Below are 26,988 nucleotides of genomic sequence, written 5' to 3'. Positions count from 1 at the left end.
GGGCACCTCCACCGGGAGTGTCTCCGTCCCCCAGCTGACGTGCAGCGCCTCCTGACCGACCAACGCCCGTACGGGCTGGCCGACCGACCCGTACCGACCGGCCGGCCCGTACCCGAGCAGACCCGTACCGAGGACACCCGTAGTCCCTGGTCCCGCTGAGGGAACAGAACCATGCCCCCGGCCGCACCGACCCGTGCGGCCGGGTACCCCCCCGAAAGAAGAGGAGTGTGGCCGATGCGGTCACGTAACACCATCGCCATGAGCGTGGCGCTCGGCGGGCTGGTCGTCAGTACCGCCGTCGTCGCGCTGCCCGAGCCGGCCGAGGCGCACGGCGCGTTCACCTACCCGGCCAGCCGTACCTACGCCTGCTACGAGAACGCCATCGACGGCGGCAACGGAGGCGCGCTCCAGCCGACCAACGACGCCTGCGCCGACGCCCTGGCCGAGGGCGGCAACTACCCGTTCTGGAACTGGTTCGGCAACCTCATCAGCAACTCCGACGGCCGCCACCAGGAGTTCGTGGCCGACGGGGAGCTGTGCGGGCCCACCGAGTCCTTCTCGGCCTTCAACGCGGTCCGCGCCGACTGGCCGACCACCGAACTGCCCGCCAACACGACGGTGGAGTTCCACCACAACGCCTGGGCGGCGCACCCGGGCACGTTCTCCACCTACGTCACCGAGGACGGGTTCGACCCCGCGACCGACGCGCTGACGTGGGACGACCTGGAGCTCATCGACGAGGTGACCGACCCGCCGATGCGCAGCGGCGGTGTCGAGGGCGCCGAGTACTACTGGGACGTGGAGCTGCCCGACAAGCAGGGGCAGCACATCATCTACGTGGTGTGGGAGCGCTCCGACAGCCCCGAGGCGTTCTACAACTGCTCGGACGTGGTCTTCACCGGCGGTTCGGGCAACCCCGACCCGGAGCCGGAGCCGGAACCCGAGCCGGAGCCCGAGCCCGAGCCGGAGCCCGAGCCCGAGCCCAACGGGTACTGCACCGCCGAGTACACCATCCTCAACGAGTGGCAGGGCGGCTTCCAGGCGGAGGTCGAGGTCACCGCCGGCGAGAACGGGACCGACGGCTGGATGGTGGACTGGGTGTTCGCCAACGGTCAGGCCATCAGCAGCTCCTGGAACGCCTCGCTCACCAACCACGGCGCCCACTTCGAGGCCACGAACTCCGAGCACAACGGCACGCTCGCGGCGGGGGAGAGCGCCAGCTTCGGATTCACCGCCACCTACGAGGACGCGAACATCGAGCCCCAGCTGTCCTGCCAGGCGCCCTGATGTGACCATCCCCGGAGGGACCGTACCCCCCTGAAGGGCCGCGTCACCGGCCCGCGCGGTCCCCGGCGCCACGGTACCGAACGCTGTTCGTTACCGTGGCGCCATGAACCCAGCTGACATCTACACCCGTTGCCAGGAGCGCATGCTCGCGCTCGCCGAGGGTCTGAGCGCGGAGCAGCTCGCGACCCCCGTCCCCGCCCTGCCCGCGTGGACCGTGCAGCAGACCTACGCCCACCTGGCCGGGCTCTGCGCCGACGTTCCGGCGGAGCGGGTCACGCCCCCGGCGGACGACACCGTCACCGCCCGTCAGGTGGCCGAGCGCGCGGACCTCGACATCACCCGGATCTGCGCGGCCTGGCGTGAGGACACCCCCGCGCTGCTGAGGGTCTTCGCCACCCGGACCCGGGCCCGTTACTCCCTGCCCGCGGTGGACGTGTGGCACCACGAGAACGACGTGCGGGGCGCCCTGGGCATGGAGGCCCAGCCCGAGGGCGCCGACGAACTGGCGGCCTTCATCATCGGTGGGATGGCCCGAACCTGGTCCCCCGACCTGCCCGGGGTTCGCGTGGTGGCCACGGACACCGGCCAGGAGTGGAACTTCGGCGAGCGGGCCGACCTGGAGTGGTCCGCCACGGCCTTCGAGCTGGTCCGGGCCGTCACCGGGCGCCGCAGCACCGCCCAGATGCGCGCCATGGACTGGAACGGCGACCCCGAGGCCGTGCTCGGCCACCTGTCGCGGTTCCCGACCCCGGAGACCGACCTGCGGGTCTGACACCGGTGCCCGGAAGACGGACGAAACCGGGGCTGACCGGGGGAGTGTCCCGGACCCCCGGTCATCCCCCTCGGTAGGGGATGCGGTCGATCCCGCGCACCTCGCCCAGCGTGGACCACTCGTTGCGGCCCAGCCGTGCCAGCGGGCGCAGCAGGGTCACCTCGGGGTGCCCGTCGACCAGCACCGACTCGTCCACGGCCGCCCGCACCACGCGGCCGAACACCACCGTCGAGTCGCCCAGCCCCAACGTCGAGTGCAGCACGCACTCCAGAGCCACCGGGGAGTCCGCCACCCGGGGCGGACGCACGGAGGTACTGGCCTCGCGCCCGATCCCCAGTTCGTCGAACTCGCTCACCTCCGGCGGGTAGGCGGTGCCGCTGGCGTTCACCTGCTCCCACAACGGCTCCGGGGCCAGGTTCACCACGAACTCGCCGGTCTCCTCGGCGTTGCGCAGCGAGTCCTTGCGCCGGACCGAGGTGAACTGCACGATCGGAGGTTCGGTGCACGAGACGGTGAAGAACGAGTGCGGGGCGAGGTTGTCCACACCCGCCGTGGACGTGGTCGAGACCCACGCGATCGGGCGGGGGACGACCACGGCGGTCATCAGCTTGTAGAACGCCCGTCCGGGCAGGTCGTCTGGGGTCCATTCGGTACGCATCGGCACCGATTATCCTCCCCGCACCGGGTGGACCGCGCCGCCCGGCCCGTGTGGCGGCACCCGGCGGGTCGAGCCCGCCGCCCGGGGCACGCGTCTCCTCCCGCCGGTCCGGGACGCGCCGTCCGGCCCGTGGGCCGTGCTCGGCGCGGTGACCTGGTACGACGGGCGTCCATGGCCGCCGTCCGAGCCCCCTGCCGGTGGTTCGGTCCGGGGAACCGGCCCACGGACACGCCGCGTTCCCTCATTCCGTGGATTCCCGCCGTTTCCTTCCGCTCTTCGCCCAGTTCGGGGCGGCTGGAGTGTTCGGGGTCGGACGGGGGTGCGCCCGGCTTCACGCCCTCGTGTTCCGGGGTTGAGCGACATCTGTCAGAATGATTATCATTTCCAGTGCTGCTCACCCCTGTTCCCGTGTGGGGGAGAGATCCGCCTTGGCGGCTTTCCTCACTCCCCGGCCACGATCCCCCCCGACAGCCCGGTGCGGACCCTCGCTCACCGGCCGCTCTCCCACTCCGAACCGAAGGAAGGTACGACGCGTGGCGCGGACCCGAACGTCGCCCCCGACCGACCCGCCGTCGACCATCGCGGACCCCCGCGCCCCCCGACCCTCCGGGAGGCCGCGGCGGGCCCTGCCGGGCGGCGCCTGGACGGTCACCGCCCTGGCCGCCCTGCTGGTCGTCTCCTCCGTNNGGTGGTCGCCCCCGCCGACACCCTCCGCTACCTGTGGGCGGGTGTGACCGGCGATCTGATCGGCGCGGACGAGGTGTCCCGCTACCAGATCATCTGGCAGCTGCGTACTCCCCGGGTGCTGCTCGCCGCCGTCGTGGGAGCGGGCCTGGGCGCCGTCGGCGTGGCCGTCCAGGCGCTGGTGCGCAACCCGCTGGCCGACCCGTTCATCCTGGGCGTCTCCTCGGGTGCGTCGGTCGGCGCCGTGGCGGTCGGCGCCTTCGGCGTCCTGGGGGCACTGGGGGTCTACGCGGTCTCGGCGGGCGCGTTCCTGGGGGCGCTGGGAGGCACGGTGCTGGTCTACGCCGCGTCGGTGTCCGCGGCCGGGGTGACCCCCCTGCGCCTGGTCCTGACCGGCGTCGCCCTGTCGTTCGGCTTCCAGGCGGTCATGGGCGTCATCGTCTACTTCGTCCCCGGCAACGAGGCCACCGGCACGATCCTGTTCTGGACGCTGGGCGGCTTCGGCGCCGCCACGTGGGGCTCCCTCCCCCTCGTGACGGTCGTCGTGCTCGCCGGGGTCGCCCTGCTGCGCTCGGCGAGCCGGCGCCTGGACGTGATGACGCTGGGCGACGAGACCGCCGCGAGCCTGGGGGTGGACACCGACCGCCTGCGCCGGGGGCTGTTCGCCCTCACCGCGCTGATGACCGGCGCCATGGTCGCCGTCAGTGGCGCGATCGGGTTCGTCGGCCTGGTGATCCCGCACGTGGTGCGCATCGTCGTGGGCGCGGGCCACCGCAGGGTCCTGGCGATCGCGCCGCTGGTCGGCGCGGTGTTCATGGTCTGGGTCGACCTGGTCTCGCGCGTGGTCGCGGCTCCGCGCGAGCTGCCCCTGGGATTCATCACCGCGCTGGTGGGCGTGCCCGTGTTCATCCTCCTCCTGCGCCGCAGGGGATATCTGTTCGGAGGCCGTTGATGGAACTGCGTCTGGAGGGGCTCTCGGTCACCGTCGCGGGGACCGACCTGGTCCGCGAACTGTCCCTGGAGGTCCCCGGAGGCCAGGTCGTGGGCCTGGTCGGCCCCAACGGGTCGGGCAAGTCCACGGCGCTGCGCTGTGTCTACCGGGCGCTGCGGCCCACACACGGGACGGTGTGGCTGGGCGGCGAGGACCTGGCCGGGCTGAGCCTGCGCCAGAGCGCCCGGTCGGTGGCCGCGCTCACCCAGGAGGGCGGCGGGGACCTGGACTTCACCGCGGCCGAGGTCGTCGCCCTGGGCCGCACACCCCACCAGAGGGGCAACCGGTCCCTGGACGCGCGGGAACGGGAGCTGTGCCGTGAGGCGATGGAGCGCATGGACGTGGCCCACCTCGCCGACCGGGGCGTGCTCTCCCTGTCGGGCGGCGAGCGCCAGCGGGTCCTGGTGGCGCGCTGCCTCGTCCAGGAACCGCGGGTCCTGGTCCTGGACGAACCCACCAACCACCTCGACGTGCGGCACCAGATCGGGCTGCTGTCCCTGATCCGCCGGGCGGGGATCACCGTCCTGGTCGTCCTGCACGACCTGAACCTGGCCGCCGCGGTCTGCGACCGCATCGGCGTGCTGTCCGAGGGCCGACTGGTCGCGACGGGAACGCCCCGGGAGGTCCTGGTCACCGAACTGGTCGAGCGCGTCTTCGGCGTCAGCGCCACGGTCGTCCCCCACCCCCTGACCGGGGACCCCCAGCTCCTCTACACGCTCAGCCCCCACACCCCCGAGGAGGGAACCACATGATCCACCGACACCGCCGCCCGCCGCGCGCGGCCGCCGCCCTGGGAGTCCTGGCCCTGCTGGCCACGGGCTGCGGAGCCCGGGTCGAGGGAGGCGGAGAGACCGCCGCCGCCACCGTCACGGTCAACCGGTGCGGAGAGGAGGTCGAGTACACCACGCCCCAGCGTGCCGTGGTCTACGAGGGCGGCAGCGCCGACAAGATGTTCGCGCTCGGCCTGACCGACCACGTCCTGGGCTACGTGATGCCGCCCGCCAACCCGCCGGTGAGCGAGTCCCCGTGGGCCGCCGAGTACGAGAAGGTGGAGTTCCTCGGCGACGACCTGCTCAACCGCGAACTGGTGGTGGACGCGGGGGCCGACTTCGTGGTCGCCGGATGGCAGTCCGGCTTCAGCGACGAGCGCGGTATCACCCCGGAGATCCTCGACGACCTGGGCATCCAGAGCTTCATGCACACGGAGTCGTGCTACAACTACCCGAACCACCCCGAGGAGGTCACCCCGTTCGAGGGCCTGTACACCGACCTGGAACGGCTGGGCCGGATCTTCGGCGTCGAGGAGAGGGCCGAGGAGCTCGTGGCCGACTACCGGGCGCGGGTGGAGGCCGTCCGCGAGCGGGCTCCCCAGGGCGACCCCGTGCCGGTCTTCCTCTACGACTCGGGAACCGACCAGCCCTTCACCGCGGCCAGCCAGGTCCCCGCCAACGACATCATCCGCTTCGCGGGCGGTGAGAACGTCTTCGGCGACCTGGAGGAGCGGTGGACCCAGGTGGGCTGGGAGGCCGTGGTGGAGGCCGAACCCGAGGTGATCATCATCTTCGACTACGGCGACCAGCCCGCCGAGGAGAAGATCGAGTTCCTGCGGGAGTACGAGGCCACGGCCGACCTGCCCGCCGTGCGTGACGACAACTTCTACGTCCTCGACTACAACGAGGGGATCTCCAGCCCGCGCAACATCGACGGACTGGAGGGCTTCGCCGAGTACCTGCGCGAACTGCGGTCGTAGAGGTCCCGGTACGGCGTCGGTGAACTCGCGCGCCGCCCCCGGGGCGGGCGCGGGCCCTCAGCGGTCCGCGCCCGCGAGCCCGACTCAGGCCGTCCGGTCGAACTGCGCCTGCCTCGGCGCCCCGGCCCGGCGCCACTCCATGCGCGCCCAGGGCAGGCGCAGCTCGGAGGTGTCGGCGACGTCCAGCGGTTTGAGGTCCTCCACCGGCTCGGCCTCCCGGTGGCGCGCGAACACCGAGTCGGTGTAGCGGTGGCCGGTGTCGGCCGCGACGAACACCACCGTCCGGCCGGGGTCGAGATCCCGCTCCCACCGTGCGGCCAGGTAGGCGGCCCCGCTGGAGAGCCCCGCGAACACGGCGTGCCGCCTGAGCAGGTCGACCGCCCCGGCCAGCGCCGCCTCGAAGCCGGTCCAGTGCACGGTGTCGTAGAGGGCGTGGTCGACGTTGCCGAAGGGGATGGCGCTGCCGATGCCCGCGATGATGATGTCCCGGTCGGGCACGCCGTCACTGGCGAAGGTGACGCTTCCGAACGGCTGCACGCCCACCAGGCGGGTCCCCGCGTCGGTCCCGCGCAGGTAGGTGGCCAGCGCCCCGGTGGACACGCCGGTCCCCACACCGCCCACGAGCGTGAGGCGCTCGCCGCCCGTCTCCTCGCGGATCGTCTCGGCGACCTCGCGGTAACCCAGGTAGTGGACGGGGTCGTGGTACTGGCGCATCCAGTGGTGGTCCGGATGCGCGGCCAGGACCTCCCGGACGCGGCGTACCCGGCGGTTCTGGTCCAGCCGGAGGTCGTCGCTGGGCTCCATCTGCTCCAGGCGCACGCCCAGGACCTCCAGTTGGGCGCGCAGGGTGGCGTCCACTGTGGTGGAGCCGATGATGTGGCAGCGCAGCCCGTACCGGTGGCAGGCCAGTGCCAGGGCGTGCGCGTAGACGCCGCTGGAGCTGTCCACCACGGTGTCGCCGGGGCGGACGGTACCGGTCTCGACGAGGTGGCGGACCGCGGCCAGGGCCGAGACCACCTTGAGCGTCTCGAACCGCAGGCACAGCAGGCCGCCGCCGAGGTCGATGAGGTCGGGACGGCCGATCGCGTCGGACACGTGCTCGTCCACGGTCTTCTCCTTACTGGTGGGGAGCGGCGGGTGCGCGCCCCGGATCGCGACGGAGCGCGCACCCGCCCGGGGAGGAGGTCTTCGGGTGTTCAGGCCGGTCCGGCCGCCCGGTAGAGGTAGAGGTTCGTGGCGTCGGCGCTGAACTGGGAGAAGGGGAAGGGCTCGGCGGAGACCCCGTCGACTCCGCGGCCGAGGAAGGCGCGGGCCACGGCGCTCGCGCTCTGGGCGTAGACGTACAGGGGGACGCCGCGCTCACGGCACCGGGCCAGGATCGGGTCGAAGGTGCCGTTGCCGAGGGTCATGCCGGTGGCCACGACGGCGTCGGCGGCGTCGACCACCTCCTCCATGGACTCCGCGACCGGATCGCCCCACCGGGTGGTGCGCAGGTTGAGGTCGCAGGGCAGGCACTCGCCGCCGCGTTCGCGGATGGCGGCCACGAGGGGATTGACGACTCCGATCAGCGCGATCCGCGCGCCCACGGTGACGGGCGCGAGGTCGGCGACGGCGGCGTCCCGGGCCTCCGCCCGCCGCTCGGGCGTCCCCGCCGGCAGGGTGACGCGTTCGGCGCGGGGATCCTCGCGGTGGGGCTCGGTGTGGGCGAGGTGGGCGTCCAGGGCGGCGACCCGCAGGGGGAGGGGGCCGTCGGCCAACAGTTCGGCCAGGGGAGCGCCCGAGGCCTCGCGGCACAGGTCCGGCGTGATCTGTCCGTCCTCGAAGGCGCAGGCGCCGAAGGCCCCGCCGACGCGGACGGCGACGTAGTGGTTGAGGTAGGTGGTGTCGCCTCCGGCCAGGCGGGTGCCGTGGTGGAGCCAGAAGACGCTGGTGGCGACGGTGTCGCCGACCCGTTCGACGGTGGCGCGGAGGAGGTCGTCCAGGGTCATCCGCGCGCGTCCTCACGGAGGCGGAACAGGTAGGTCAGGACCCCGTCGCCCCAGTCGTGCCGGTGGTGCACCTCGGCCCGGAAGCCGGTGTCCTCGGCGTGTGCGACGATGCGGCGCAGGTCGGCCGTGTTCGAGACGATGAGGAAGACCTCGCCGCCGGGCGCCAGGAGCGATCGTTCGCCCAGTTGGGTGAAGAACTTCTCCGTGATCGACGCGCCCACGCACACGTTGCGCACGACGTCGGGGTCGGTGCTGACCGCCTGGCTGACCGCGGGCGGGTTGAAGGTGACCACGTCGACGCGGACTCCGTCGGGGAAGCCCTCGAACACGTCACCGACGACCGGGACGAGCCTGGTGTCGGTACGGCCCTCCAGCAGACGCGTGAAGTTGCGGGCGGCGGTCCCGACGCTGGGGCCGTGGACGTCGGCGGCGTACACCTCCTCGGCGCCGCGGACACCGGCGGCGACGGCCTCCACGCCCAGTCCCACACCCATCGCCGCGTAGCGCCGTCCGCGCACGTCGATGTCGCCGTCCAGGATGCGCTGGTGGATCATCCGGCTGGTGCCCCCGGGCAGGAAGACGCCGGGCGGGACCTCGAAGTCCCAGCCGTTCCACGCGTAGGAGCGGGTGGTGTGCAGGTCCTTCCTGGGCGGGTTGACGGCGAGGATCTGCTCGGGGGGTAGTGGCGGGGGGAGTTCGTTCACGAGGGAACGGTCCACGGTGGTCCTTCCAAGGGGTGGGAGCGACACGGGGACACGGACGGGAGGCGCCGGACGTTCGGAGCTCCGGAGTCCGTGCGCTATTGTAGGTAAAACGATAACCATTGTCATTAGTGGGGTCGGAATCCGCCCCACGGAAGGCGCGGTGGCGTCAGCGCCCCCGTCGGTGACCGCTCACGGAAAGGACGTCGAGAGACCGTGGCCCACCCCCAGCAGAGCGCCGCCGAGTCCACGGGACCGCCGCGCACACACGTGCTCTCGGACCCCTCCTTCCTCCGCCTGTGGTCGGGGAGTACCGCGTCCGGTCTGGCCACCTGGGCCATGCCGTTCATCCTCGGCCTGGCCGTCCTCGACGGATCGCTCACCGCCGTGGAACTGGGTCTGCTNNCCGGCGGCTTCCTCCTCGCCCTGCCGCTCGGCGGCCTCCTGGCCGACCGGCTCTCCCGCCGCGCGGTGGTGCTGTGGGCGGGGGGTGCCGCGGCGGTGGCCACACCACTGGTGGCCGTGGGCGTGTCGGCGTCCGTCCTCGCGCTCGCGGCCGTCGCCGCGGCCGTCGTCGGCGCGGGCCAGGGCGCCTGCCGCCCCGCCTTCCAGGCGCTGACCGCCGAGGTCGTCGACGAACCGCGACGCCAGCGGGCCAACGCCGCGCTCACCATCTCCGTGCGGGTGACCACGCTGGTCGCGCCGGGGGTGACCGCGCTGCTCTCGACGGTCCTGGGCGTCGACGCCCTCCTCCTGGTCACCGCCGGGCTCTGGGCGGTCGCCGCCCTGGCACCGCCGAGGGGACGCCGCGCACCCGCCGGGCGGTCGGTGTCCGCGACACCGGCACGCGGGTGGTCCCCGGTCGCCGACTTCCGCGACGGGTTGCGCGAGGCCCGGCGACACACGTGGTTCCTCGCGGGGCTGGGCGCCCTGACGGCGGTGATCGCCACCGGGTACTCCGCCACGGGCGTCCTGCTCCCGGTGGTCAGCCGTGACACGTTCGGCACCGAGGCGGTGCTGGCGGGCGCGCTGACCGCCTACACCGGCGGTGCCCTGGCCGGGGCGCTGCTGATCGGGCGGTGGCGCCCCTCCGCCCAGGGATGGGCCGCGCTGGCGGGACTGGCCCTGTACGGCCTCGCCCCGCTGAGCCTGCTGTTCCCCCTCGCCCCGTGGACGGTCCTCGCCGCCTACGCCCTGGCGGGGGTCGGTATCGAGCTGTTCAACGTCCCGTGGTTCACCGCCGCCCAGCGCGAGGTCGCGCCCGACAAACTCGCCCGCGTCTCCTCCCTGGACTTCCTGTTCTCCTACGGCCTGGCCCCGGTCGGACTCGCGCTGATCGCCCCGGCGGCCCAGGCCTTCGGCGCGGAGGCGGTCCTCGCCGTGTGCGCCGCCCTCTGCTTCCTGGCCCCCGGAGCCGCGGCGCTCGCCCCGGGAGCGCGCCACTTCGCCAACGGAGGGCACGGGGCCCCGTCGACGGCCTGAACGGGAAGAGGGGCTCCGAAGCCGGAACCGGTCTTCGGGACCCTCACCCGCGGCGCCGGTCCCCGGCCTGTCGTGCACGGGGACGAGGGGCGCCGCCAACGCGGTGCCGCGACCGTGACGACGGCGAAGAGAAGGACGGTCAGGCCGCCGGGCCGCCCCGCGGGGAGCCGGTCGCCAACACCAACCCGCTCGGGTGGTGCCCGAGGAGGGTGAGACGATGGACGCGAGATGTCCGAGAGCCAACCGTGCCGACCGTTGCGCGCCGGGGTGTTCACCCTGGTGTGCGCCAGCGTGTCCGCGCACGGCCACGCTCTCAGCTCCGGGCACGACGTGCCCCTCGTCGGCCTCCTCCTGGGTTCCGTCGCGGTCCTCGGCGCCGCCTGGACCGCGGCCGGACGCCGCCCGGGCCCGCTGACGCTCGCGGCCTGGATGCTGTGGGGGCAGCTCGCCCTGCACGTGGCCTTCAGCTACGCCCAGAACGCGGGGCACCAGCACGCCGCCGACGCCGCCGGGACGATCACCCACTCCGCCCTGTCGGGGTGGCGGATGATCGCCATGCACGTGCTGGCCGCGCTGGTCAGCGCGTGGTGGCTGCACAGGGGGGAGAACGCGCTCTTCGCGTTCCTGCGCTTCATGGCGCTCACCCTCCTCCCGCTCCTGCTGTTCCTGGGCTGGGCACCCGCGCCGCCCGTCCGGGCGGCCGTCCACGGACCGCGGGGTGACGAGCGCGTCCCGGCCCCGCTTCCCTACCTGCGCCACACCCGGATCCTGCGGGGTCCGCCCCCGTTCCTCCGCGCCGCCTGAGCGTCCAGCGCTCCCACCCGTCGGACACGGATCCGCGCCCGGGGCCCACGCCCCGCCGTGCGGAACCGTCGTGCGCGCCGTGACCGCGCCCCTCCGTGCCCGGTGGGCGGGTCCGTACCCCGGACACGGCCGTTCCCAGCGCTCAGGCAGTGCCGTGCCGACACCTCGCGGTGCCCACCGACAGGGGCGTCGACCGAGCGTCCCCGCGTCCGCCCCGCGTTCACAACCGCCGCCCGCGGCCCGGCGTGCGCACGCGGAGTGCTGCTCTCGTCACCGCTTTCCCCGCCACGCGTCCGTGGAGGACCCGGGGTCGGCCCCGCCCCCGACGACCGCGCCCGCCGACCGCGGAGCCCCTCCCGGACCGCACGACAACCCATGGAGACCACATGACGACCCGACCGCGCCTCCTCCGAACCGTCCGGAGGGCGCTGGCCACGATGGCCGCCCTCACCCTGGTCGCCTCCTGTGCGGCAGACCCGGCCGACACCCTCGCCGAGACGGAGTACTACCTCGACCTGTCCGACGAGCCGATGGCCGCCTCCACCATCGAGCTGACCACGGCCGGCGGCGAGCCCTGGACCTTCTCCGACGTCGCCGACGACCGCCTCACCCTGCTCTTCTTCGGCTACACCAGCTGCCCCGACGTGTGCCCCATGACCATGGCCGAGATCAACCTGGCCCTGGACCGGGCGGGCGGGGACGCCGGGCCCTACGACGTCGTCATGGTCACCACCGACCCCGCCCGCGACACCGACGAACAGCTGCGCTCCTGGCTGGACCGCTTCGACCCCGCCTTCCAGGGGGTGCGCGGGGACGTCGACGCCACCGTCGAGGCCGCCGCCGACTACGGCATCCCCATCGAGGCGCCCCAGGAGACCGAGGGCGAGTACCTGGTCTCCCACGGAGGACGCGTCGTCGTCCTGCTCCCCGACGGGGACGCGGCTGGCATGTTCGACGAGGGGACCGAGGCGGACCAGATCGCCGCGCTCCTGCCCGTACTGAGGGACGCGCTGCTGTGAGCGGGAACGCACGCGAACGGCGCCACGTCTCCCGGCGCGGGCTCCTGGGCGCCGTCGGGGCGGCCGGGGTCGCCGGTCTGGGAGCCGGAGGGCTGACGGGGTACACCGCGGCGGCCGGAGCCGGGGAGCGGACCGAGTCCGCGCTCGCCGCCGCGCGTTCCAGGGGCGGCCCGGAGGACGGCCGTCCCCCCGCGCTGCTCACCCCCACTCCCGCGCACGTCCGGGTGGTCGCCGTGGACGTGCTGGCCGAGGACGGGACGGAGACGCGCGAGGCGGCGAGGGAGGTCCTGGCGGCCTGGAGCCGGGAGGCCCGCGCCCTGCACGAGAGGGGACCGGCCGCGCTCGGCGAGGGCGCTCCCACCCAGGGCATGCACCCCGCCTCCCTGGGAGTCACCCTCGGGCTGGGCCCCTCCCTCCTGGAACGGGCGGGGCTGGCCGACCGGCGCCCGCCCCGGATGGAGGACCTCCCCGCGTTCGGGACGGACCAGCTCAACCCGGACTGGTGCGGCGGGGACCTCATGCTGCACGTGGGCGCGGAGGATCCGGTGGTCCTCAGCGCCGCCGTCGACCACCTGCTGCGCACGGTCCGGGGCCGTGCCGGGGTGCGCTGGGCCCTGCCCGGGTTCCAGCGGTCGGCCGCGGCCGCCGTCGATCCGGAGGCCACGCCGCGCAACCTCATGGGGCAGGTCGACGGGACGGTCAACCCGCGCCCCGACGAGGCCCTGTTCGGCACCCAGGTCCTGGCCTCCCACACCGAGAGGCCCCTGGCCTGGATGGACGGGGGATCCTACGTGGTCGTACGGCGTATCCGCATGCTGCTGGACGACTGGTTCGCGCTGGAGCCCCGGCGGCGCGAGGAGGTCATCGGGCGCCGCCTGGCCGACGGGGCGCCTCTGGGAGGTGACCGGGAGCGGGACCGTCCCGACCTGTCGGCCCTGGACGACGCGGGGGAGCCGGTCATCGCGCGCGACGCGCACATCCGGCTCGCCAGCCCCGAGAGCACGTTGGGGGCGCGCATGCTGCGCCGGGGGTTCAACTACGACCTCGGCTGGGACACCGACGGCCGCAGGCAGGCCGGGCTGCTCTTCACCGCGTGGCAGGCCGATCCGCGTACCGGCTTCACCGCGGTGCAGCGCGGCCTCGACGAGGGACACGACGCGCTCGGCGCCTACGTCAGGCACGAGGGGAGCGCGCTGTTCGCCGTGCCGCCCGTGCGGGAGGGGGAGCCCCATGTGGCGCACTCCCTGCTTTGAGCCGGGGCAGCCCCGGAACCGGGAAGCGGTGCGGAACGACACCAGGAACGGGCGCGGGGACGACGCCCCGACACGGACGCACGGGAAGAGGAGAACGAGGACCATGCCGCGTGCACACGCCGGGAAACGACGTCTGGCGCACGGCGCCGCCCCGCTGGGCCTGGCGGTGCTGCTGCTGGTCACGGCGTGCGGGACGGCTCCGGAGACGCCCGCCGAACCGGCCTCCGCACGTCCGGCGGGCGATCGGGGGCACGCCGAGGCCGGGCACCTGCGGATCTCCGACGCGTGGATGCCCGAGCCCGCCAACCCCGAGGTGGGGGTGGTCTACCTGCGCGTGTCCAACGGAGCCGGGGACGACGACGCCATCACGTCGGTGTCCACCGACGCCTCCGACGACGCCGATCTGTGCGGTACCGAGACCGCCGACTCCGGGGCGACGCGCATGCGCGTCGTGGAGGAGGTCCCGGTTCCGGCCGGGGGGTCGACCACGCTGGTCGACGGCGGATACCACGTGATGGTCAACGACCTTCCCGAACCCCTCGGAGTCGGGGACGAGGTCACCGTCACCCTGACCTTCGCCAGCGGCGGGNCCCCCCCCCAGCCGATGACGGCGGAGCGGGAGCCGGACGGCTCCGGGCACGGGCGGCACCACTGAGCCGTCCCCGAGCGTCGGGGACGGCACCCGGAAGAAACCGCGCGGGTGGGGGCGTCCCGCACCCAGCGCACGCGCTCGGGTGGGGCGCCGCTGCCACCGCATGCGGTAGCCCAGGGCGACGACGGCGACCAACCCCGCAGCCAGGGCGCTCAGCACGGTCTGGTTCGGAACCCCGAACGGCACACCCATGTGCGGGTGGTCGGCGAAGCGGACGACGTCGGTGACCTCGGCGGCGTCCGGGGCGATCGCCGCCGGGTACACCCGGATCGGCCGGCTCCGGTCGGTCCGGCTCACCACGGCGTCCACACCGGGGGATGCCACCGGCGCCTCGGTGGAGACGGCGGGCGTGCTCCGGTCCGGTCGTTCCCGCGGGCCGCTGACGTCGGCGCCCGCTTACTGGGGCCAGGTCATGCCGGTCGGCCGGGGTGGTCGCCGCGCGCGCCGGTGCGGGCCGTGCAGCGTGTGCCGTGTGCGTCTCCCGTGCCGTGTGGCGATATCCGGAACGGGCATACAGGTCGCATGGAACTGATCACCGCGGACGACGTCCGCGCCGCGGAGACGCGCCTCCAGGACCAGGTCGTCCGCACCCCGCTGACGGCGGGGCCGCCTGAGGGGCCGCCCTTCCTCCTCAAGCCCGAAAGCCTCCAGCCCACCGGGGCCTTCAAGCTCCGCGGCGCCACCAACGCCGTCGCCCTGCTCGGTTCCGCCCAGCGGCGGACCGGTGTGGTGACCCACTCCTCGGGCAACCACGGTCAGGCCCTCGCCTACGCCGCCGCCCGGTACCGGGTGCCGTGCACGGTGGTCGTTCCCGAGGGCGCGCCCAAGATCAAGGTCGACCGCATGCGCGCCTTCGGCGCCCGCCTCGTCATGGTTCCGCCGGAGGAGCGTGAGGCCACCGCCCGCGAGCTCGAAGCCGGGGAGGGGCTCACCCTCGTGCCGCCCTTCGACGATCCGCACGTCATCGCGGGCCAGGGCACCGTCGGACTGGAGATCCTGGAGCAGTCGCCCGAGGTCACGACCATCGTCGTGCCCGTAGGCGGAGGCGGTCTGGCCTCGGGTGTGGCCACCGCCGCGCGGACCGTCCGGCCCCACCGCGTCCGCGTCGTGGGGGTGGAACCCGAACTGGCCGCCGACGCCGCCGAGAGCCTGCGGACCGGAGAGCTGGTCACCTGGCCGCCCGAGCGCACCCACCGGACCATGGCCGACGGGGTGCGCGTGTGCCTCTGCGAACGGACCTTCGCCCACCTGAGGGAGCGCCTGGACGAGGTCGTCACCGTGACCGAGGAGGAGATCGGCCACGCCGTCGCCGCCCTCGCCCACGGGTCGCGCCTGGTGGCCGAGCCCAGCGGTGCCCTGGCCGCCGCGGCGATCCTCGCGGGCCGCGTGGCCACGACCCCCGGCCGCCCGGGGGAGACGGTCGCGGTCGTCTCGGGAGGGAACGTGGATCCGGAGCTGTTCGTCCGGCTGGTGTCCTGAGAAACCGATGCTGGTGGTCCCCTCCGACAGGGACCACCTGGAGATCCCCGGCGGCATGACCGAACACGGGGAGACGCCGACCCGGGCCGTGGTGCGCGAGGTGAGGGAGGAACTGGGAACCGCTCCACCGATCGGGCGCCTTCTGGCCGTGGACTGGGCACCCGCTCCCTCCCAGGGTGACGAGCAGCTGTTCGTCTTCGACGGGGGAGAACCCGGCGGGGAGCGGCCGACCCGGATCGTCCTGGACCCGGCGGAGCTGACCGGGTACGCCTTCCACGACGTGGCCTCGATCGCGGCGGCGACGGTTCCCCGGCTCGCACGCAGGATCACCCAGACCGTACGCGCCCGTGAGGAGGGAGCGACGCTCTACCTGGAGAACGGCGAGCACGTCCCGTAGGTGCTGACCCGCTGGTGGGACGGAGGGCGTTGACGAGGGCGCTCCGAGCACCGGTGGACGCACACTCGGTGGGCGAGCCGCCGCCCGGCATCGTCACGGTCGTCTCGGTCGCGCTCGCGGTGCTCACACACGCCGTCCTTCGTGGGGCGCGGACGCCGACGCGCGGCCGTGTGCCCCATGGCACAGTCCTCTACTGGTGCCTTGCTTGGTTATTTCTTGCGAGGAAGATATTTCCAGGCTACTGTCCTGGTGAGTCGAACAAGGACACCCCACCAGGAGGAGAACCATGTCCCAGTCCGTGAAGTTGAGCGTCATCTACTACTCGTCGACCGGAACGATCTCCGAGATCGCGCAGATCCTGGCCGCGGAGGCGGAGGCCGCCGGTGCCGAAGTCCGGGTGCGCAGAGTCGCCGAACTGGCCCCCGACGCGGCGATCGACGCCAACCCCGCATGGCGCGCCAACGTCGAGGCGACCCGGCACGTCCCCGAGGCGACCCCGGACGACGTCGTGTGGGCCGACGCGGTCCTGCTCGGCACGCCGACCCGGTTCGGCAACGTGGCCTCCCAGCTCAAGCAGTTCCTCGACACGCTGGGCGGCCACTGGCAGCAGGGTCTGCTCGCCGACAAGGTCTACAGCGGCTTCGTCTCCAGCGCGACGCGGCACGGCGGCCAGGAGTCCACGCTGCTCGCGCTGTACAACACGATCCACCACTTCGGCGGGGTCCTGGTCGCCCCCGGCTACACCGACGGCGCCAAGTTCGCCGACGGCAACCCCTACGGCACGGGCCACGTCGCGGGCCAGGGTGAACTGAAGATCGACCAGGTCACGAGGGACGCCGCGCGGGTGCAGGCCCAGCGGACGGTCACGGTCGCCGCGGCGCTGAACAACGGCCGGGCGCAGGCCGCATAGCCGCACGGCGCCGGGACGGGGGGCGGCACCGACGCCGCCCCCCGTCCCCGTCCACATGCCAGGGCGAGAACCTGAGGGGTAGGCATGTCGATCAGGGCGGACGGGTTGCGCCACGTGACCGCGCTCGGTGGCGACCCGCAGCGCAACGTCGACTTCTACGCGAGCCCTCGGACTGCGGATGGACAAGACCACCGTGAACTTCGACGGGCCATGGGGGCGGCCTCCACGGCCGTGTGGCCCGGGATGACACGACACGGGTGCGGGACCGGGCGCCAACGGGGGTTGAGCGCGCACGGCCCGCGACGGGCCGCCGGTACCGGGGGCCGCAGGGTCCGGTGAGACGTGAGGGCCCCGCGCAACCGAGCGTTGCGCGGGGTTTTCCGCACCCCCTTCGACACATAGGGTAAACACCCTGTCACTTCTTGCTTTAAAGGGGTATCAGTGCAGGTCATCGGGATAGAGGTCCCGGAGGACGTGGCCCACACACCCGGAGGTTCCTCATGCGCAAGCTCGCCTCGTCCCTGGTGCTGACCGCCGCCGTGCTGGCCCTGGGCGCCGCACCCGCCCACGCCCAGCCCGACGACGGCATCATCAGAGTTCCTACGCTGGTCTCCCTCCCTGTGCTGGAGGACCTCACCGGCACGTCTCGGGGCAGCGACAGCGGCGCCGACTACGGGCTGGTGGACCTCTGACGCCGACCACAGGTCGCGGCCGGACCTCCCCCGGTGACGGCGAGGGTGGTACTCCGGCTCCAAGGGCCCTGCGCGACGCGATGTCGCGCAGGGTCCTCTTCGAGATCGTGACGCCTCCCGCCGGGACCGCACCTGCGCCGGACCCTGTTCCGATGTTCCTCAACCCCTGGGTCGCGACCGACGACGGCGCCCCCGCCCCGCGTGTCGAGGCGGGGACGGCGGCCTTTCTCCTACGGGCTGTCACGGCCAGTCGCAAAGCCGTGGCAGACCCAGCCCCCCTGGACACGAGGAGCGCGCCGACGTGACCCAGGCACCCCGGCGCGGCCCGGCTGTCCTTCGCCGGAATTCCCTACATCGTGCCGCACGCCCTGGTGTCCCGGCTCAGGCCCGGCGCCGTCACCCTCCTGGCATCCCGGATCAGCCCCACAGCGCCACCACCGCCACAGCCCTGCCCGAGTCGGAGAAGGCGGGCGCCGTCGAGGAGGCCCTCGACAAGAGCTTCGACCGTGCCCAACCGGTGGATCCCCAGAAGAGGGGCTCCCCGTCGCCGTAGTGGAGGTAGTACCGGGTCGCTGACATGTCCGTGGGGGAGGAGGGCACCCATCGCCGAAATCCCCACCGGTCCTCCCGCCCACCCGGGGCGGGGGTGTACAGGGCCCGCGGTCGCTCCTCATCCTCTCCGCGTTCGGGGAGGTCCCGGTCGCCCCACCCGACACCCTGGCCGCCATCACCCTGGGTGCCGTCGCCCTGGCGCTCGCGGCCGGGCCGGTCGCGGGGACGGCATCAGCCAGAGCAGACGCGACATGGCGCCCGGGTCGGCGGTGAACCACCGCGGCTCACAGGAGCGGACCGGTTCCCACGCCGTCCCGTCCGAGCTGGGTGGCGGGGACGCGGTCGCTGCGGGCCACGGTGCCGGGTGTGCGGTCGGGCCGCGTGCTCTTGCCTGTGGCGAGCGGAAGCGCGTTCCCTTCGGGGTTTTTGCGGGGATACGTGCATGATCATGGTACGGTTATGAAAATCATTTCCATGCAGTCTGTGTCACATGACTGGAGGCCGTGACGTGTCCGGATGCGGGGAACGGCGCCGGGGTCCGTGGACGGCGGCGTCCGCCGTGAGGACAGGCCGGGCGGTTCGCTGAGATGCCCCGGACGTCCCAGTACGACGACGTCGTCCTCAGGCTCCTGGAGCGGAGCACGCGCTTCCGCAGCTGCCAGGAGATCCACACCGCCCTCTCCAGGGGGCGCTCCCGTACCCGCAGGCCGCCCAGCCTGTCCACCGTCTACCGCACCCTCCACCGGCTGGCGGAGGAGGGCGTCCTCGACACGCTCCACTCGCCCGAGGGAGAGCGCCTCTACCGCCTGTGCCGCACCTCCTCGCGGCACCACCACCTGCTGTGCAGGATCTGCGGCGGGGTGGAGGACGTCGCGCAGGCCGAGGAACTCGCGGCCGTCGCCGACCGGATCGGGAGGAACAGCGGGTTCAGCTCCCTGGACTACTCCTTCGAGCTGTCGGGCGTGTGTCCGCGCTGCACCTGGGAGGCCCCGGACCCCCGTGCCCCGACCACCGGGCCCGTCACCGCGTCCCACGAGAGGAGTGTCGTGTCCACGACCCGTTCCGAGAACCCCGGAGTCGCCCTGGTGACCGGGGCCGCCGGGGGTATAGGCTCCGCCGTCGTCCGCGCCCTGGCCGGGCGCGGCTTCTCCGTCGCTGCCCTGGACGCCTCCGGAGAGGCCGTGCGGGGACTGGCCGCGGACCTCGCCGACCGGGGGCACCGGGTCGTCGGCCACACCGTCGACGTCGCCGACGAGGACTCCGTCGAGGCGGCGGTGGCCTCGGTCGAGGAGGAGATGGGCGGTGTCACCGCCGCGGTGAACGTGGCGGGCGTGCTGCGCTGGGGAGCGGTCACCGGCTTCCCCTCCCGGGAGTGGCGTGAGCTCTTCGACGTCAACGCCCTCGGTGTCTTCCACGTCTCCCGTGCCGCCGCGCGGGTGATGGTCCCGCGCGGAGCCGGAAGCATCGTCACCGTCAGCTCCGACGCCGCCGCCGTGCCCAGGGCCGCCATGGCCGCCTACGCGGCCTCCAAGGCCGCCGCGACCCACTTCACGCTGTGCCTGGGCCTGGAACTGGGCTCCCACGGGATCCGCTGCAACGTCGTCTCCCCGGGCTCGACCGACACCGCCATGCGGAGGCGCCTGTGGGAGGGCGGCCCCTCCTCCCCGGAAGGGTCCCCCGGAGGCGACCCCTCGGCGTTCCGGCCGGGCGTGCCGCTGGGTCGGGTGGCGCGGCCGGAGGACGTCGCGGACGCGGTCACCTTCCTGACCTCGCCGAACGCGCGCCACATCACCCTGCACGACCTGCGTGTGGACGGAGGTGCGAGCCTTGGCGCCTGAGACATGCGCGGGCCCGCCGACCCCCTTCGCCTGGTCCACCCCCGCGTACGCGCTCCGGGTTGGCGGCGGCGGGGTGCGCTTCCGCCCCCTGCCGGCCGACGCCCCGACCGGACGGGAAGCGGACGCCGCCCTGCGTGAGGCCCGCGCGGCCGGGTGGGAGGACCCGCGGATCGTGGGCGCACTGCCCTTTCGGACGGACGCCCCCGCGGAGCTCATGGTGGCGGACACCGTCCGCGACGTTCGCGCCGGCCCGTACCCGGCGGAAGGACCCGGCGGGGCGCCTTCCTCCGGTCCGCCGCCCCGCCACCGCCTCCGCGAGGAACCGTCCGCCGAGGAGTACGCCCGGCTGGTCGGGCGTGCCGTCGAGCGCCTCAGCCGCGCCGGGTTGGACAAGGTCGTCCTGGCCAGGACCCTGCTGGTGGACACGGACGCGCCCCTCGACACCGGCCGCGTCCTGAAGCGTCTCGCCGAGCGCGATCCGGACGCCTTCACCTTCGCCGTCCAGTCGCTGGTGACCCACGACGGAGAGGACTCCCGGAGCACGGCCCCCACCCTGGTGGGAGCCAGCCCCGAACTGCTCGTCGCGCGGAACGGTCCCCGGGTGCGCTCGCACCCGCTCGCGGGCTCGGCGCCGCGCCACCCCGACCCGGAAACCGACCGCGAGCGCGCCCGCGCCCTGCTGGCCTCGCCCAAGGACCTGCGCGAACACGCCTTCGTCGTGGCGGACGTCGCCGAGCGCCTGCGCCCGCTGTGCTCCCGGCTCGACGTGCCCCCGTCCCCGTCGGTGACGGCGACCGCGACCATGTGGCACCTGGGGACCTCCGTCACCGGCGTGCTCAGGGAACCCCCGCCCTCGGCGCTGGAACTGGCCGCGATCCTGCACCCCACCCCCGCGGTCCGCGGCACGCCCGCCGGGGCCGCCGCGCGGGCCATCCGCGCATGGGAACCCTTCGACCGCGGGCTGTACGCGGGCGCCGTCGGCTGGTGCGACGCGGACGGGAACGGCGAGTGGGCCGTCGCCCTGCGCTGCGCCGAGATCGCCGGCACGCGGGCCCGCCTGTTCGCGGGGGCCGGGATCGTCGCCGACTCCGTGCCCGCGGACGAGGCGGCGGAGACCGGCGCCAAGTTCCGCACCATGCTCGACGCCCTCGGGCTCGGGGCGCCTGGTCCGGGCCCCACCGTTCCCGCTTCCACCGCACCTGGAGAACACCCCTGATGCCGCTTCCCCGTATCGAGTCCTATCCCATGCCGGGCGAGGGCGCCCTGCCCGACGACCGGATGTCCTGGTCGGTGGACCCCGACCGCTGCGTCCTGCTCATCCACGACATGCAGCGCTACTTCCTCGACGCCTTCCCCGCCGACGAGGAACCGGTACCGAGCCTGCTGGCCAACATCGGCGCCCTGCGGCGCGCGTGCGCCGCCCTCGACGTGCCGCGCGTCTACACGGCACAGCCCGGGTCGCAGGATCCCCGGGACCGGGGGCTGCTGCGCGACCTGTGGGGCGAGGGGCTGCGGGACGACCCGGCCCACACCGCGATCGTGGACGGCCTGGAACCGGCCGACGACGAGGTCGTCATGACCAAGTGGCGCTACAGCGCCTTCGCCAGGACGGGACTGGAGGAGTACCTGCGCGACACCGGACGCGACCAACTGGTCGTCTGCGGCGTCTACGCCCACATCGGCGTCCTGGTGACGGCGTGCGACGCCTTCATGCGCGACGTCCAGGCCTTCGTCGTGGCCGACGCCGTGGCGGACTTCTCCCCGGCCGACCACGCGATGGCCCTGTCCTACGCCGCCCGCCGCTGCGCCGGAACGTCGAGCACCAAGGAGGTGCTGGCGGCGCTGCACCGCTGAGCGCGCCTCGCCCTCCGGCCGGTCGACGAACGCCCCCCGCCCCCGGGCGCACCGTCCGGGCGACTCCGCGTCGCCCGGACGGCTCGTGTGCCTAGACCCCTTCCAACTCCCGCCTCAACCGCCTCTTGTCCACCTTGCCGACCCCGGTGAGCGGCAGCACCGCCACCTCGCGCACCTCGTCGGGAACCTTGAAGGGCGCCGCGCCGCGTTCCAGCATCGCGCCGCGCACGGCCTCCCGGTCGGGGCACGTCCCGTCGCACACCAGCAGGGCGACCGACCGCTCACCGAGGTGGGGGTCGGCCACGCCGACCACCGCCGCCGCGCGCACCCCGGGCAGGCCCATCAGCTGTTCCTCGACCTCGACCGCGGCGATCTTCTCCCCGGCCCGGTTCACCTGGTCCTTCACGCGTCCCACGACCACCAGGTCACCGTGCTCGGAGCGGGTGACCAGGTCCCCGGTGCGGTAGAACCCGTCCGGGGTGAAGCGCAGCGCGTCCAGCTCACGCGCCCGGTAGTAGCCGCGCAGCGTGTAGGGGCCGCGGGTGAGCAGCTCCCCGGGGCTGCCCGGGGGTACGGGGCGCCCGTCCTCGTCCACCACCGCGACCTCGTCGGCGGGGGAGAGGGGGCGGCCCTGGGTCGTGCACACCACGTCGTCGGGGGCGTCCAGGGGGGTGTAGTTGTTCAGGCCCTCGGCCATGCCGAACACCTGCTGGAGGCGGCAGCCGAGGGCGGGTCCCACCCGGCGGGCGGTCGTGTCGTCCAGGCGGGACCCGCCGACCTGGAGCACGCGCAGCGAGGACAGGTCGTGTCCGGTCCGGTCGGCCTCGTCCAGCCAGGAGGGCACCAGCGCGGGCACGAGCGAGGTGATCGTCACACGCTCGCGTCCGACGAGCGCGAAGGCCGTGGTCGGGCTGGGATCGGGGCTCAGCACGACCGTGCCTCCCGCGGAGAGGGTGCCCATGATCCCGGGGGAGACCATGGTGAAGTTGTGCGCCACGGGCAGGACGGCGAGGTAGACCGCGTCCTCTCCCACGCCGCACGCCTCGGCCGAGGCCCGGGCGTTGTACCCGTAGTCGGCGTGGGTGCGCGGGATGAGCTTGGGGGCGCCCGTGGTCCCCCCGGACAGCAGGAGCAGGGCCAGCTCCCCGGCGTCTCCTCCGTTCCCGGCCGTCCCGTCGGTCGCGGAGCCGTCCCCCGGGGGTCGGGTCCGGGGTTGCGCCTCCAGCAGCGAGTCCCAGGACACGCCGCCGGTGTCCCCGGGGTCGCCGACGACCACCAGGCGGCGCACGGACGGTACGGCCGCCGCGATCCGCGCCGCGGCCGTCCTGGGGTCGTTGCGGCCCCGCCCCTGGGCGACCACCAGCGCGCTGGCCTCCGACGCGCGTGTGAGCGACTCCACGTCGGCCGGCCCGAGGGAGGGCAGGGCCAGGACCGGCACGGCGCCGATCCGCAGCAGGGCGAAGAGCGCGACGACGTACTCGTCCCGGTTGGGCAGCTGGAGCAGGACGCGCTCCCCGCGTTCCACGGGGAGCGCGGACAGGCCCGCCGCCGCGCGGTCCACGAGCGCGTCCAGCCGGGCGTAGGTGAGCCGTTCCTCACCCGACACGAGCGCGAGGCGGTCCCCGTGGCGGTCGGCCCGCTCGCGCAGCAGGTCATCCAGGGTCCTGTCGTCCCAGAAGCCGCGCGCGCGGTACTCCCTCGCCTGCTCCTCGGGCCAGCGCAACCAGTCCTGTGGCATGTGATCCCTCCGATTTCCGTGGGGCCGGGGTCGACCGGGCGCTCCCGGCGGTGCTATACATGGGCCATCGGCAATGAAAACGGTTTTCATTATTGCTGATCGTGTCGAACCTGAGCACAGAGGGGCATAACGCCGTGTCACACCACCACGCCGGGGCAGAGGTCGGGGCCGTACGGGACCAGGTGGCCGACGTACTCGGAACGGACGGGTTCGCCGACACCGACGACCTCTTCGAGTACGGCCTCGACTCCCTGGGGCTGATCCGACTCATGGGCGCCTGGCGTGAGCGGGGGTTCGACGTCACGTTCGAGGACCTGTCCGCCGCCCCGACCGCGGCCGCCTGGAGCGCCCTGCTCGCGGGCGCCGCCGACGCCGTCCGCCCCGCCGCGCGGGAGGGCGTCGCTCCGGCGGTGGAGGAGGGGGAGCCCTTCCCCCTGGCGACCATGCAGCACGCCTACTGGGTCGGACGTCGGGACGGCCAGCCCCTGGGCGGGGTCGCGGCGCACTTCTACACCGAGTTCGACGGCCGCGGCGTGGACCCCGACCGGCTCGCCGAGGCCCTCGGGGCCGTGGTGGACCGGCACCCGATGCTCCGGGTCCGCTTCGACGACGACGGCCACCAGCGCGTGCTCCCCCCGTCGGGAACCATCACTCCTCCGGTCCCCGCCGCCGTCCCCGCGCCCGCCGCCCCCACCGCTTCCGCGACCTCGTCCGCCTCCGCCCCCGGCCTCCGGTCCGACAGGGACGCGATCCCCTCCGGCCCGGCCGCCCTCACGGTGCACGACCTGTCCGCGCTGGCCCCCGAGGAGGCCGACCGGATCCTGGAGAGGATCCGGGACGCCTCCACCCACCGCCGCATGGACGTGGCCTCGGGGAAGGTCCTGGACGTGGCCCTGTCCCTGCTCCCCGACGGCGCCACCCGCCTGCACGTGGACCTGGACATGATCGTGGCCGACGCGCTCAGCCTGCGCGTCCTGCTGGAGGACCTGCACACCGCCTACGAGGGCGAGCCCCTCAAGCCCCTGGAGTACGGGTTCGCGCGCTACCTGGCCGACCGCGCCTCCCGCGACCCCGGGCCGCGCGAGCGCGCCCGCTCCTGGTGGCACGAGCGCCTGCGCGACCTCCCGCCGCCCCCCGAGCTGCCCGTCGTCCCCGGAGCCCTGGACCCGGCCGAGGCCGGAGCGCCCGCCACCCGCTCCACCCGCCTGCACCACCGGCTCACCCCCGAGCGGACCCGGCTGTTCGAGCGGCGGGCCCGCGCCGCGGGCGTCACCCCCGCGGCGGCTCTGGCCGCCGCCTTCGCCGAGGTGCTGGGCGCGTGGAGCGCCACCCCCCGCTTCTCCCTCAACCTGCCGCTCTTCGACCGCGCGCCCCTGCACCCCGACGTCGACCGTGTCGTCGGCGACTTCAGCGGTTCCGTCCTGCTCGGCGTCGACACGAGCGCCCCCGTGCCCTTCACCGAGCGGGCGCGCACCGTCCAGTCCGACCTGCACGGGGCGATCGACCACGGCGCCTACGGGGGCGTGGAGGTCCTGCGCGACCTGGCCCGTCTGGGCGACGGCTCCCCCGTGCTGGCCCCCGTCGTCTACACCAGCGCGATCGGCCTGGGCCCCCTGTTCACCGACACCGTGCAGGAGCGCTTCGGCCGCCCCTCCTGGATCATCTCCCAGGGCCCCCAGGTCCTGCTGGACGCCCAGGTCACCGAACTCGACGGCGGACTCCTGCTCAACTGGGACCTGCGCGGGGGCGCCTTCGCCACAGGGACGATGGAGACCGCGTTCGCCCGCTACCGCGCGTTCGTCGACGAACTCGTCGACGACCCCGCGGCCTGGGACCGTCCCCTCCGTCCGGAACCCTCTCCGGACCAGGCCCGGGCGCGCGCCGCGCACACCCCCGACGCGGCGCCGCCCGGCCCCCGCCTGCTGCACGAGCGGTTCCTCGACCACGCCCGAACCGCGCCCGGGGACACCGCCCTCGTCCTGCCCGACGGCGCCTCCCTGACCTACGGGGAACTGGCCGACCAGGCGCTGCGCGTGGCCGGAGCGGTCGCGGACGCCGTTCCGGCGGGCGCCACCGTGGCCATCGACCTGCCCCGGGGCGCCGACCGGACCGCCGCGCTCCTGGGCGTGCTCGCCGCGGGCTGCGCCTACCTCCCCCTGGGCCGGGACCAGCCCGCCGCCCGGCGGGCGCGCGTCCTGGCCGAGGGCGGCCCCGCCCTCCTGATCGCCGAGGAACCCGCGTCCTCCGAGCACGCGGACCCGCCGGTGCTGACCCCGGAACGGACGCGGCAGGCCCCGCCCGGCGCCCCGCGCGAGATCGGACCGGAAGCGCTGGCCTACGTGCTCTTCACCTCCGGGTCCACCGGAACGCCCAAGGGCGTGGAGGTCGGGCACGGCGCCGCCGCACACACGATCGACGTGCTCAACGCCGTCCTGGACACCGGGGCCGACGACCGTACGCTCGCCCTCGCCGACTACGACTTCGACATGTCGGTCTTCGACCTCTTCGCCCCGCTGTCGGCGGGCGGCGCGGCGGTCCTGACCGACGCCGACGCGCGCCGCGACGCCGAACGCTGGACCAGGGCCGCCGCACGCGCGTCGGTAACCGTCCTCAACTGCGTCCCGACCCTGCTCGACATGCTGCTGTCGGCGGTGGAGTCCGGCATGGCGCCGATGCCGCCCCTGCGCGCGGTCCTGCTCGGCGGCGACCGCGTCGACCCCGGCCTGCGCGAACGCCTGCGCGCCCTCGCACCCGGATGCCGCTTCCTCGCCCTGGGCGGCATGACCGAGGCCGCGATCCACTCCACCCTGCTGGAGGTCGACCGCGCCGACCCCTCCTGGCCCTGCGTTCCCTGGGGCCGCCCGCTTCCCGGAGTGCTGTGCCGCGTGGTGGACGCCCAGGGGCGGGACCGGCCCGACCTGGTCGCCGGTGAGCTGTGGGTGGGCGGCGCGGGCCTGGCCCGTGGATACCGCGGGGCCCCGGAGGCCACCGCCGACCGCTTCGTCACGCACGAGGGGCGGCGCTGGTACCGGACCGGCGACCTGGCGCGCTACGCCCCCGACGGCACCCTGGAGTTCCTGGGCCGGGCCGACCACCAGGTCAAGGTCAACGGCGTACGCGTGGAGACCGGAGAGGTAGAGGCGGCCCTGACCGCGCACCCGGACGTGTCCGCGGCCGTCGCGGTCGTCCTCCCAACCCCCGCGCCCCGGCTGGCCGCCGCCGTCACGCCCCGTAGGAGGGGCCGGACCGCCGCTGGCGGAGCGGAGCGGAGCACCCCCGGCGAGACGGGCCGAACCACCGGCCCGGCCGACGCCACCGTCCCCAGCGGGGAGGGCACCGTCCTGGCCGTGGACCCCGACGCCCTGGCGGAGGAGGCCGCCGGACACGCCCGCGCCCTGCTGCCGACGGCCATGCTCCCCGACCCCGTCCTGACGCTCGACGCGATCCCGCTCACCCCCAACGGCAAACCCGACCGGCCCGCCGTGGC

24 protein-coding genes and 1 pseudogene are annotated in these 26,988 nt (G+C 74.0%); 19 read left to right on the top strand and 6 right to left on the bottom strand.

Annotated features, from left to right (window positions below):
* Positions 1–234 precede the first annotated feature (234 nt).
* Positions 235–1,287: a lytic polysaccharide monooxygenase auxiliary activity family 9 protein gene (locus D455_RS0126430; RefSeq protein WP_017573674.1), complete on the top strand. Its 1,053-nt coding sequence runs from the start codon at positions 235–237 to the stop codon at positions 1,285–1,287.
* Positions 1,288–1,390: 103 nt separating this feature from the next.
* Entirely contained in the window at positions 1,391–2,059 is a 669-nt protein-coding gene (locus tag D455_RS0126425) for a maleylpyruvate isomerase family mycothiol-dependent enzyme (protein WP_026123004.1), read from the top strand.
* 61 nt (positions 2,060–2,120) lie between these two features.
* Here the strand turns inward: D455_RS0126425 and D455_RS0126420 are convergent, their stop codons facing one another.
* Positions 2,121–2,717 (bottom strand): flavin reductase family protein, encoded by a 597-nt coding sequence (locus tag D455_RS0126420; protein ID WP_017573672.1) that lies wholly within the window; start codon positions 2,715–2,717, stop codon positions 2,121–2,123.
* A gap of 688 nt (positions 2,718–3,405) precedes the next feature.
* Here D455_RS0126420 and D455_RS0126415 point away from each other — a divergent pair.
* The 3 genes from D455_RS0126415 to D455_RS0126405 are packed head-to-tail and all read left to right on the top strand — an operon-like array spanning position 3,406 to position 6,142.
* Entirely contained in the window at positions 3,406–4,353 is a 948-nt protein-coding gene (locus D455_RS0126415; RefSeq protein WP_017573671.1) for a FecCD family ABC transporter permease, read from the top strand.
* Complete coding sequence (locus D455_RS0126410; protein ID WP_017573670.1) at positions 4,353–5,144, top strand: ABC transporter ATP-binding protein; 792 nt, start codon at positions 4,353–4,355, stop codon at positions 5,142–5,144. Before D455_RS0126415 ends, D455_RS0126410 begins: the two co-directional genes overlap by 1 nt.
* Positions 5,141–6,142 (top strand): ABC transporter substrate-binding protein, encoded by a 1,002-nt coding sequence (locus D455_RS0126405; protein ID WP_017573669.1) that lies wholly within the window; start codon positions 5,141–5,143, stop codon positions 6,140–6,142. The genes D455_RS0126410 and D455_RS0126405 overlap by 4 nt, the downstream gene beginning before the upstream one ends.
* An 84-nt stretch (positions 6,143–6,226) precedes the next feature.
* Here the strand turns inward: D455_RS0126405 and D455_RS0126400 are convergent, their stop codons facing one another.
* The 3 genes from D455_RS0126400 to D455_RS0126390 all read right to left on the bottom strand — a co-directional run bounded on the left by D455_RS0126400 (position 6,227) and on the right by D455_RS0126390 (position 8,849).
* Positions 6,227–7,249 carry a pyridoxal-phosphate dependent enzyme gene (locus D455_RS0126400; RefSeq protein ID WP_017573668.1) on the bottom strand — a complete coding sequence of 341 codons (1,023 nt, stop codon included), beginning with the start codon at positions 7,247–7,249 and terminating at the stop codon, positions 6,227–6,229.
* Positions 7,250–7,338: 89 nt separating this feature from the next.
* Positions 7,339–8,130, bottom strand: coding sequence for a Rossmann-like domain-containing protein (locus D455_RS0126395; RefSeq protein ID WP_017573667.1), 792 nt, complete (start codon positions 8,128–8,130; stop codon positions 7,339–7,341).
* Positions 8,127–8,849, bottom strand: a complete 723-nt coding sequence (locus tag D455_RS0126390; RefSeq protein WP_017573666.1) for a class I SAM-dependent methyltransferase — start codon at positions 8,847–8,849, stop codon at positions 8,127–8,129. Before D455_RS0126390 ends, D455_RS0126395 begins: the two co-directional genes overlap by 4 nt.
* A 198-nt stretch (positions 8,850–9,047) precedes the next feature.
* Here D455_RS0126390 and D455_RS0126385 point away from each other — a divergent pair, with 198 nt between their 5' ends.
* From D455_RS0126385 to D455_RS0126345, 9 genes are all read left to right on the top strand, one after another.
* Entirely contained in the window at positions 9,048–10,313 is a 1,266-nt protein-coding gene (locus tag D455_RS0126385) for an MFS transporter (protein WP_017573665.1), read from the top strand.
* 228 nt (positions 10,314–10,541) lie between these two features.
* Positions 10,542–11,117: a hypothetical protein gene (locus tag D455_RS0126380; protein WP_026123003.1), complete on the top strand. Its 576-nt coding sequence runs from the start codon at positions 10,542–10,544 to the stop codon at positions 11,115–11,117.
* Positions 11,118–11,503: 386 nt separating this feature from the next.
* Positions 11,504–12,136, top strand: coding sequence for an SCO family protein (locus D455_RS0126375; protein WP_026123002.1), 633 nt, complete (start codon positions 11,504–11,506; stop codon positions 12,134–12,136).
* Complete coding sequence (locus D455_RS0126370) at positions 12,133–13,389, top strand: Dyp-type peroxidase (protein WP_017573662.1); 1,257 nt, start codon at positions 12,133–12,135, stop codon at positions 13,387–13,389. Before D455_RS0126375 ends, D455_RS0126370 begins: the two co-directional genes overlap by 4 nt.
* Entirely contained in the window at positions 13,367–14,044 is a 678-nt protein-coding gene (locus D455_RS0126365; protein ID WP_449289325.1) for a copper chaperone PCu(A)C, read from the top strand. Before D455_RS0126370 ends, D455_RS0126365 begins: the two co-directional genes overlap by 23 nt.
* A gap of 519 nt (positions 14,045–14,563) precedes the next feature.
* Complete coding sequence (locus D455_RS0126360; protein WP_017573660.1) at positions 14,564–15,520, top strand: threonine ammonia-lyase; 957 nt, start codon at positions 14,564–14,566, stop codon at positions 15,518–15,520.
* A 7-nt stretch (positions 15,521–15,527) separates the two neighbouring features.
* Positions 15,528–15,917, top strand: coding sequence for an NUDIX domain-containing protein (locus D455_RS0126355; RefSeq protein ID WP_017573659.1), 390 nt, complete (start codon positions 15,528–15,530; stop codon positions 15,915–15,917).
* 286 nt (positions 15,918–16,203) lie between these two features.
* Complete coding sequence (gene wrbA, locus D455_RS0126350) at positions 16,204–16,827, top strand: NAD(P)H:quinone oxidoreductase (RefSeq protein ID WP_017573658.1); 624 nt, start codon at positions 16,204–16,206, stop codon at positions 16,825–16,827.
* 500 nt (positions 16,828–17,327) lie between these two features.
* Complete coding sequence (locus D455_RS0126345; RefSeq protein WP_017573657.1) at positions 17,328–17,519, top strand: hypothetical protein; 192 nt, start codon at positions 17,328–17,330, stop codon at positions 17,517–17,519.
* A 417-nt stretch (positions 17,520–17,936) separates the two neighbouring features.
* Here D455_RS0126345 and D455_RS34330 read toward each other — a convergent pair whose 3' ends face one another.
* On the bottom strand, positions 17,937–18,098 hold the full coding sequence (locus tag D455_RS34330; RefSeq protein WP_160167861.1) for a hypothetical protein: 162 nt from the start codon (positions 18,096–18,098) through the stop codon (positions 17,937–17,939).
* 560 nt (positions 18,099–18,658) lie between these two features.
* Here D455_RS34330 and D455_RS34950 point away from each other — a divergent pair.
* The 4 genes and pseudogenes from D455_RS34950 to D455_RS0126320 form a co-directional block, all read left to right on the top strand.
* A pseudogene (locus D455_RS34950) lies at positions 18,659–19,015 on the top strand (Fur family transcriptional regulator); the annotation flags it as partial.
* Between the two features lie 102 nt (positions 19,016–19,117).
* A complete protein-coding gene (locus D455_RS34945) occupies positions 19,118–19,909 on the top strand; it encodes a 2,3-dihydro-2,3-dihydroxybenzoate dehydrogenase (RefSeq protein ID WP_026123001.1) in 792 nt (263 codons plus the stop codon).
* Complete coding sequence (locus tag D455_RS0126325; RefSeq protein ID WP_017573653.1) at positions 19,899–21,125, top strand: isochorismate synthase; 1,227 nt, start codon at positions 19,899–19,901, stop codon at positions 21,123–21,125. Before D455_RS34945 ends, D455_RS0126325 begins: the two co-directional genes overlap by 11 nt.
* A complete protein-coding gene (locus D455_RS0126320; protein WP_017573652.1) occupies positions 21,125–21,763 on the top strand; it encodes an isochorismatase family protein in 639 nt (212 codons plus the stop codon). The genes D455_RS0126325 and D455_RS0126320 overlap by 1 nt, the downstream gene beginning before the upstream one ends.
* 91 nt (positions 21,764–21,854) lie before the next feature.
* Here D455_RS0126320 and D455_RS0126315 read toward each other — a convergent pair whose 3' ends face one another.
* Positions 21,855–23,501, bottom strand: a complete 1,647-nt coding sequence (locus tag D455_RS0126315; RefSeq protein ID WP_017573651.1) for a (2,3-dihydroxybenzoyl)adenylate synthase — start codon at positions 23,499–23,501, stop codon at positions 21,855–21,857.
* 134 nt (positions 23,502–23,635) lie between these two features.
* Here D455_RS0126315 and D455_RS0126310 point away from each other — a divergent pair.
* Positions 23,636–26,988 (top strand): non-ribosomal peptide synthetase (locus D455_RS0126310; RefSeq protein WP_026123000.1); only part of this gene is annotated, 3,353 nt, incomplete at its 3' end.

The organism is Nocardiopsis halotolerans DSM 44410 (assembly GCF_000341065.1).
GTDB classification, from domain to species: domain Bacteria; phylum Actinomycetota; class Actinomycetes; order Streptosporangiales; family Streptosporangiaceae; genus Nocardiopsis; species Nocardiopsis halotolerans.
The sequence above is the reverse complement of the archived record's forward strand: the minus strand, read 5'-3'. Positions and strand labels throughout refer to the sequence as shown.

Excerpts from the sequence above, each read along its gene's own strand:
- D455_RS0126420 (WP_017573672.1), bottom strand. The coding sequence starts at position 2,717 with ATGCGTACCGAATGGACCCCAGACGACCTGCCCGGACGGGCGTTCTAC.
- D455_RS0126315 (WP_017573651.1), bottom strand. The coding sequence starts at position 23,501 with ATGCCACAGGACTGGTTGCGCTGGCCCGAGGAGCAGGCGAGGGAGTAC.
- D455_RS0126405 (WP_017573669.1), top strand. The coding sequence starts at position 5,141 with ATGATCCACCGACACCGCCGCCCGCCGCGCGCGGCCGCCGCCCTGGGA.
- D455_RS0126355 (WP_017573659.1), top strand. The coding sequence starts at position 15,528 with ATGCTGGTGGTCCCCTCCGACAGGGACCACCTGGAGATCCCCGGCGGC.
- D455_RS0126395 (WP_017573667.1), bottom strand. The coding sequence starts at position 8,130 with ATGACCCTGGACGACCTCCTCCGCGCCACCGTCGAACGGGTCGGCGAC.
- D455_RS0126375 (WP_026123002.1), top strand. The coding sequence starts at position 11,504 with ATGACGACCCGACCGCGCCTCCTCCGAACCGTCCGGAGGGCGCTGGCC.
- D455_RS0126360 (WP_017573660.1), top strand. The coding sequence starts at position 14,564 with ATGGAACTGATCACCGCGGACGACGTCCGCGCCGCGGAGACGCGCCTC.
- D455_RS0126410 (WP_017573670.1), top strand. The coding sequence starts at position 4,353 with ATGGAACTGCGTCTGGAGGGGCTCTCGGTCACCGTCGCGGGGACCGAC.
- D455_RS0126345 (WP_017573657.1), top strand. The coding sequence starts at position 17,328 with ATGCGCAAGCTCGCCTCGTCCCTGGTGCTGACCGCCGCCGTGCTGGCC.
- D455_RS34330 (WP_160167861.1), bottom strand. The coding sequence starts at position 18,098 with ATGTCAGCGACCCGGTACTACCTCCACTACGGCGACGGGGAGCCCCTC.
- D455_RS0126425 (WP_026123004.1), top strand. The coding sequence starts at position 1,391 with ATGAACCCAGCTGACATCTACACCCGTTGCCAGGAGCGCATGCTCGCG.
- D455_RS0126320 (WP_017573652.1), top strand. The coding sequence starts at position 21,125 with ATGCCGCTTCCCCGTATCGAGTCCTATCCCATGCCGGGCGAGGGCGCC.
- wrbA (WP_017573658.1), top strand. The coding sequence starts at position 16,204 with ATGTCCCAGTCCGTGAAGTTGAGCGTCATCTACTACTCGTCGACCGGA.
- D455_RS0126380 (WP_026123003.1), top strand. The coding sequence starts at position 10,542 with ATGTCCGAGAGCCAACCGTGCCGACCGTTGCGCGCCGGGGTGTTCACC.
- D455_RS0126430 (WP_017573674.1), top strand. The coding sequence starts at position 235 with ATGCGGTCACGTAACACCATCGCCATGAGCGTGGCGCTCGGCGGGCTG.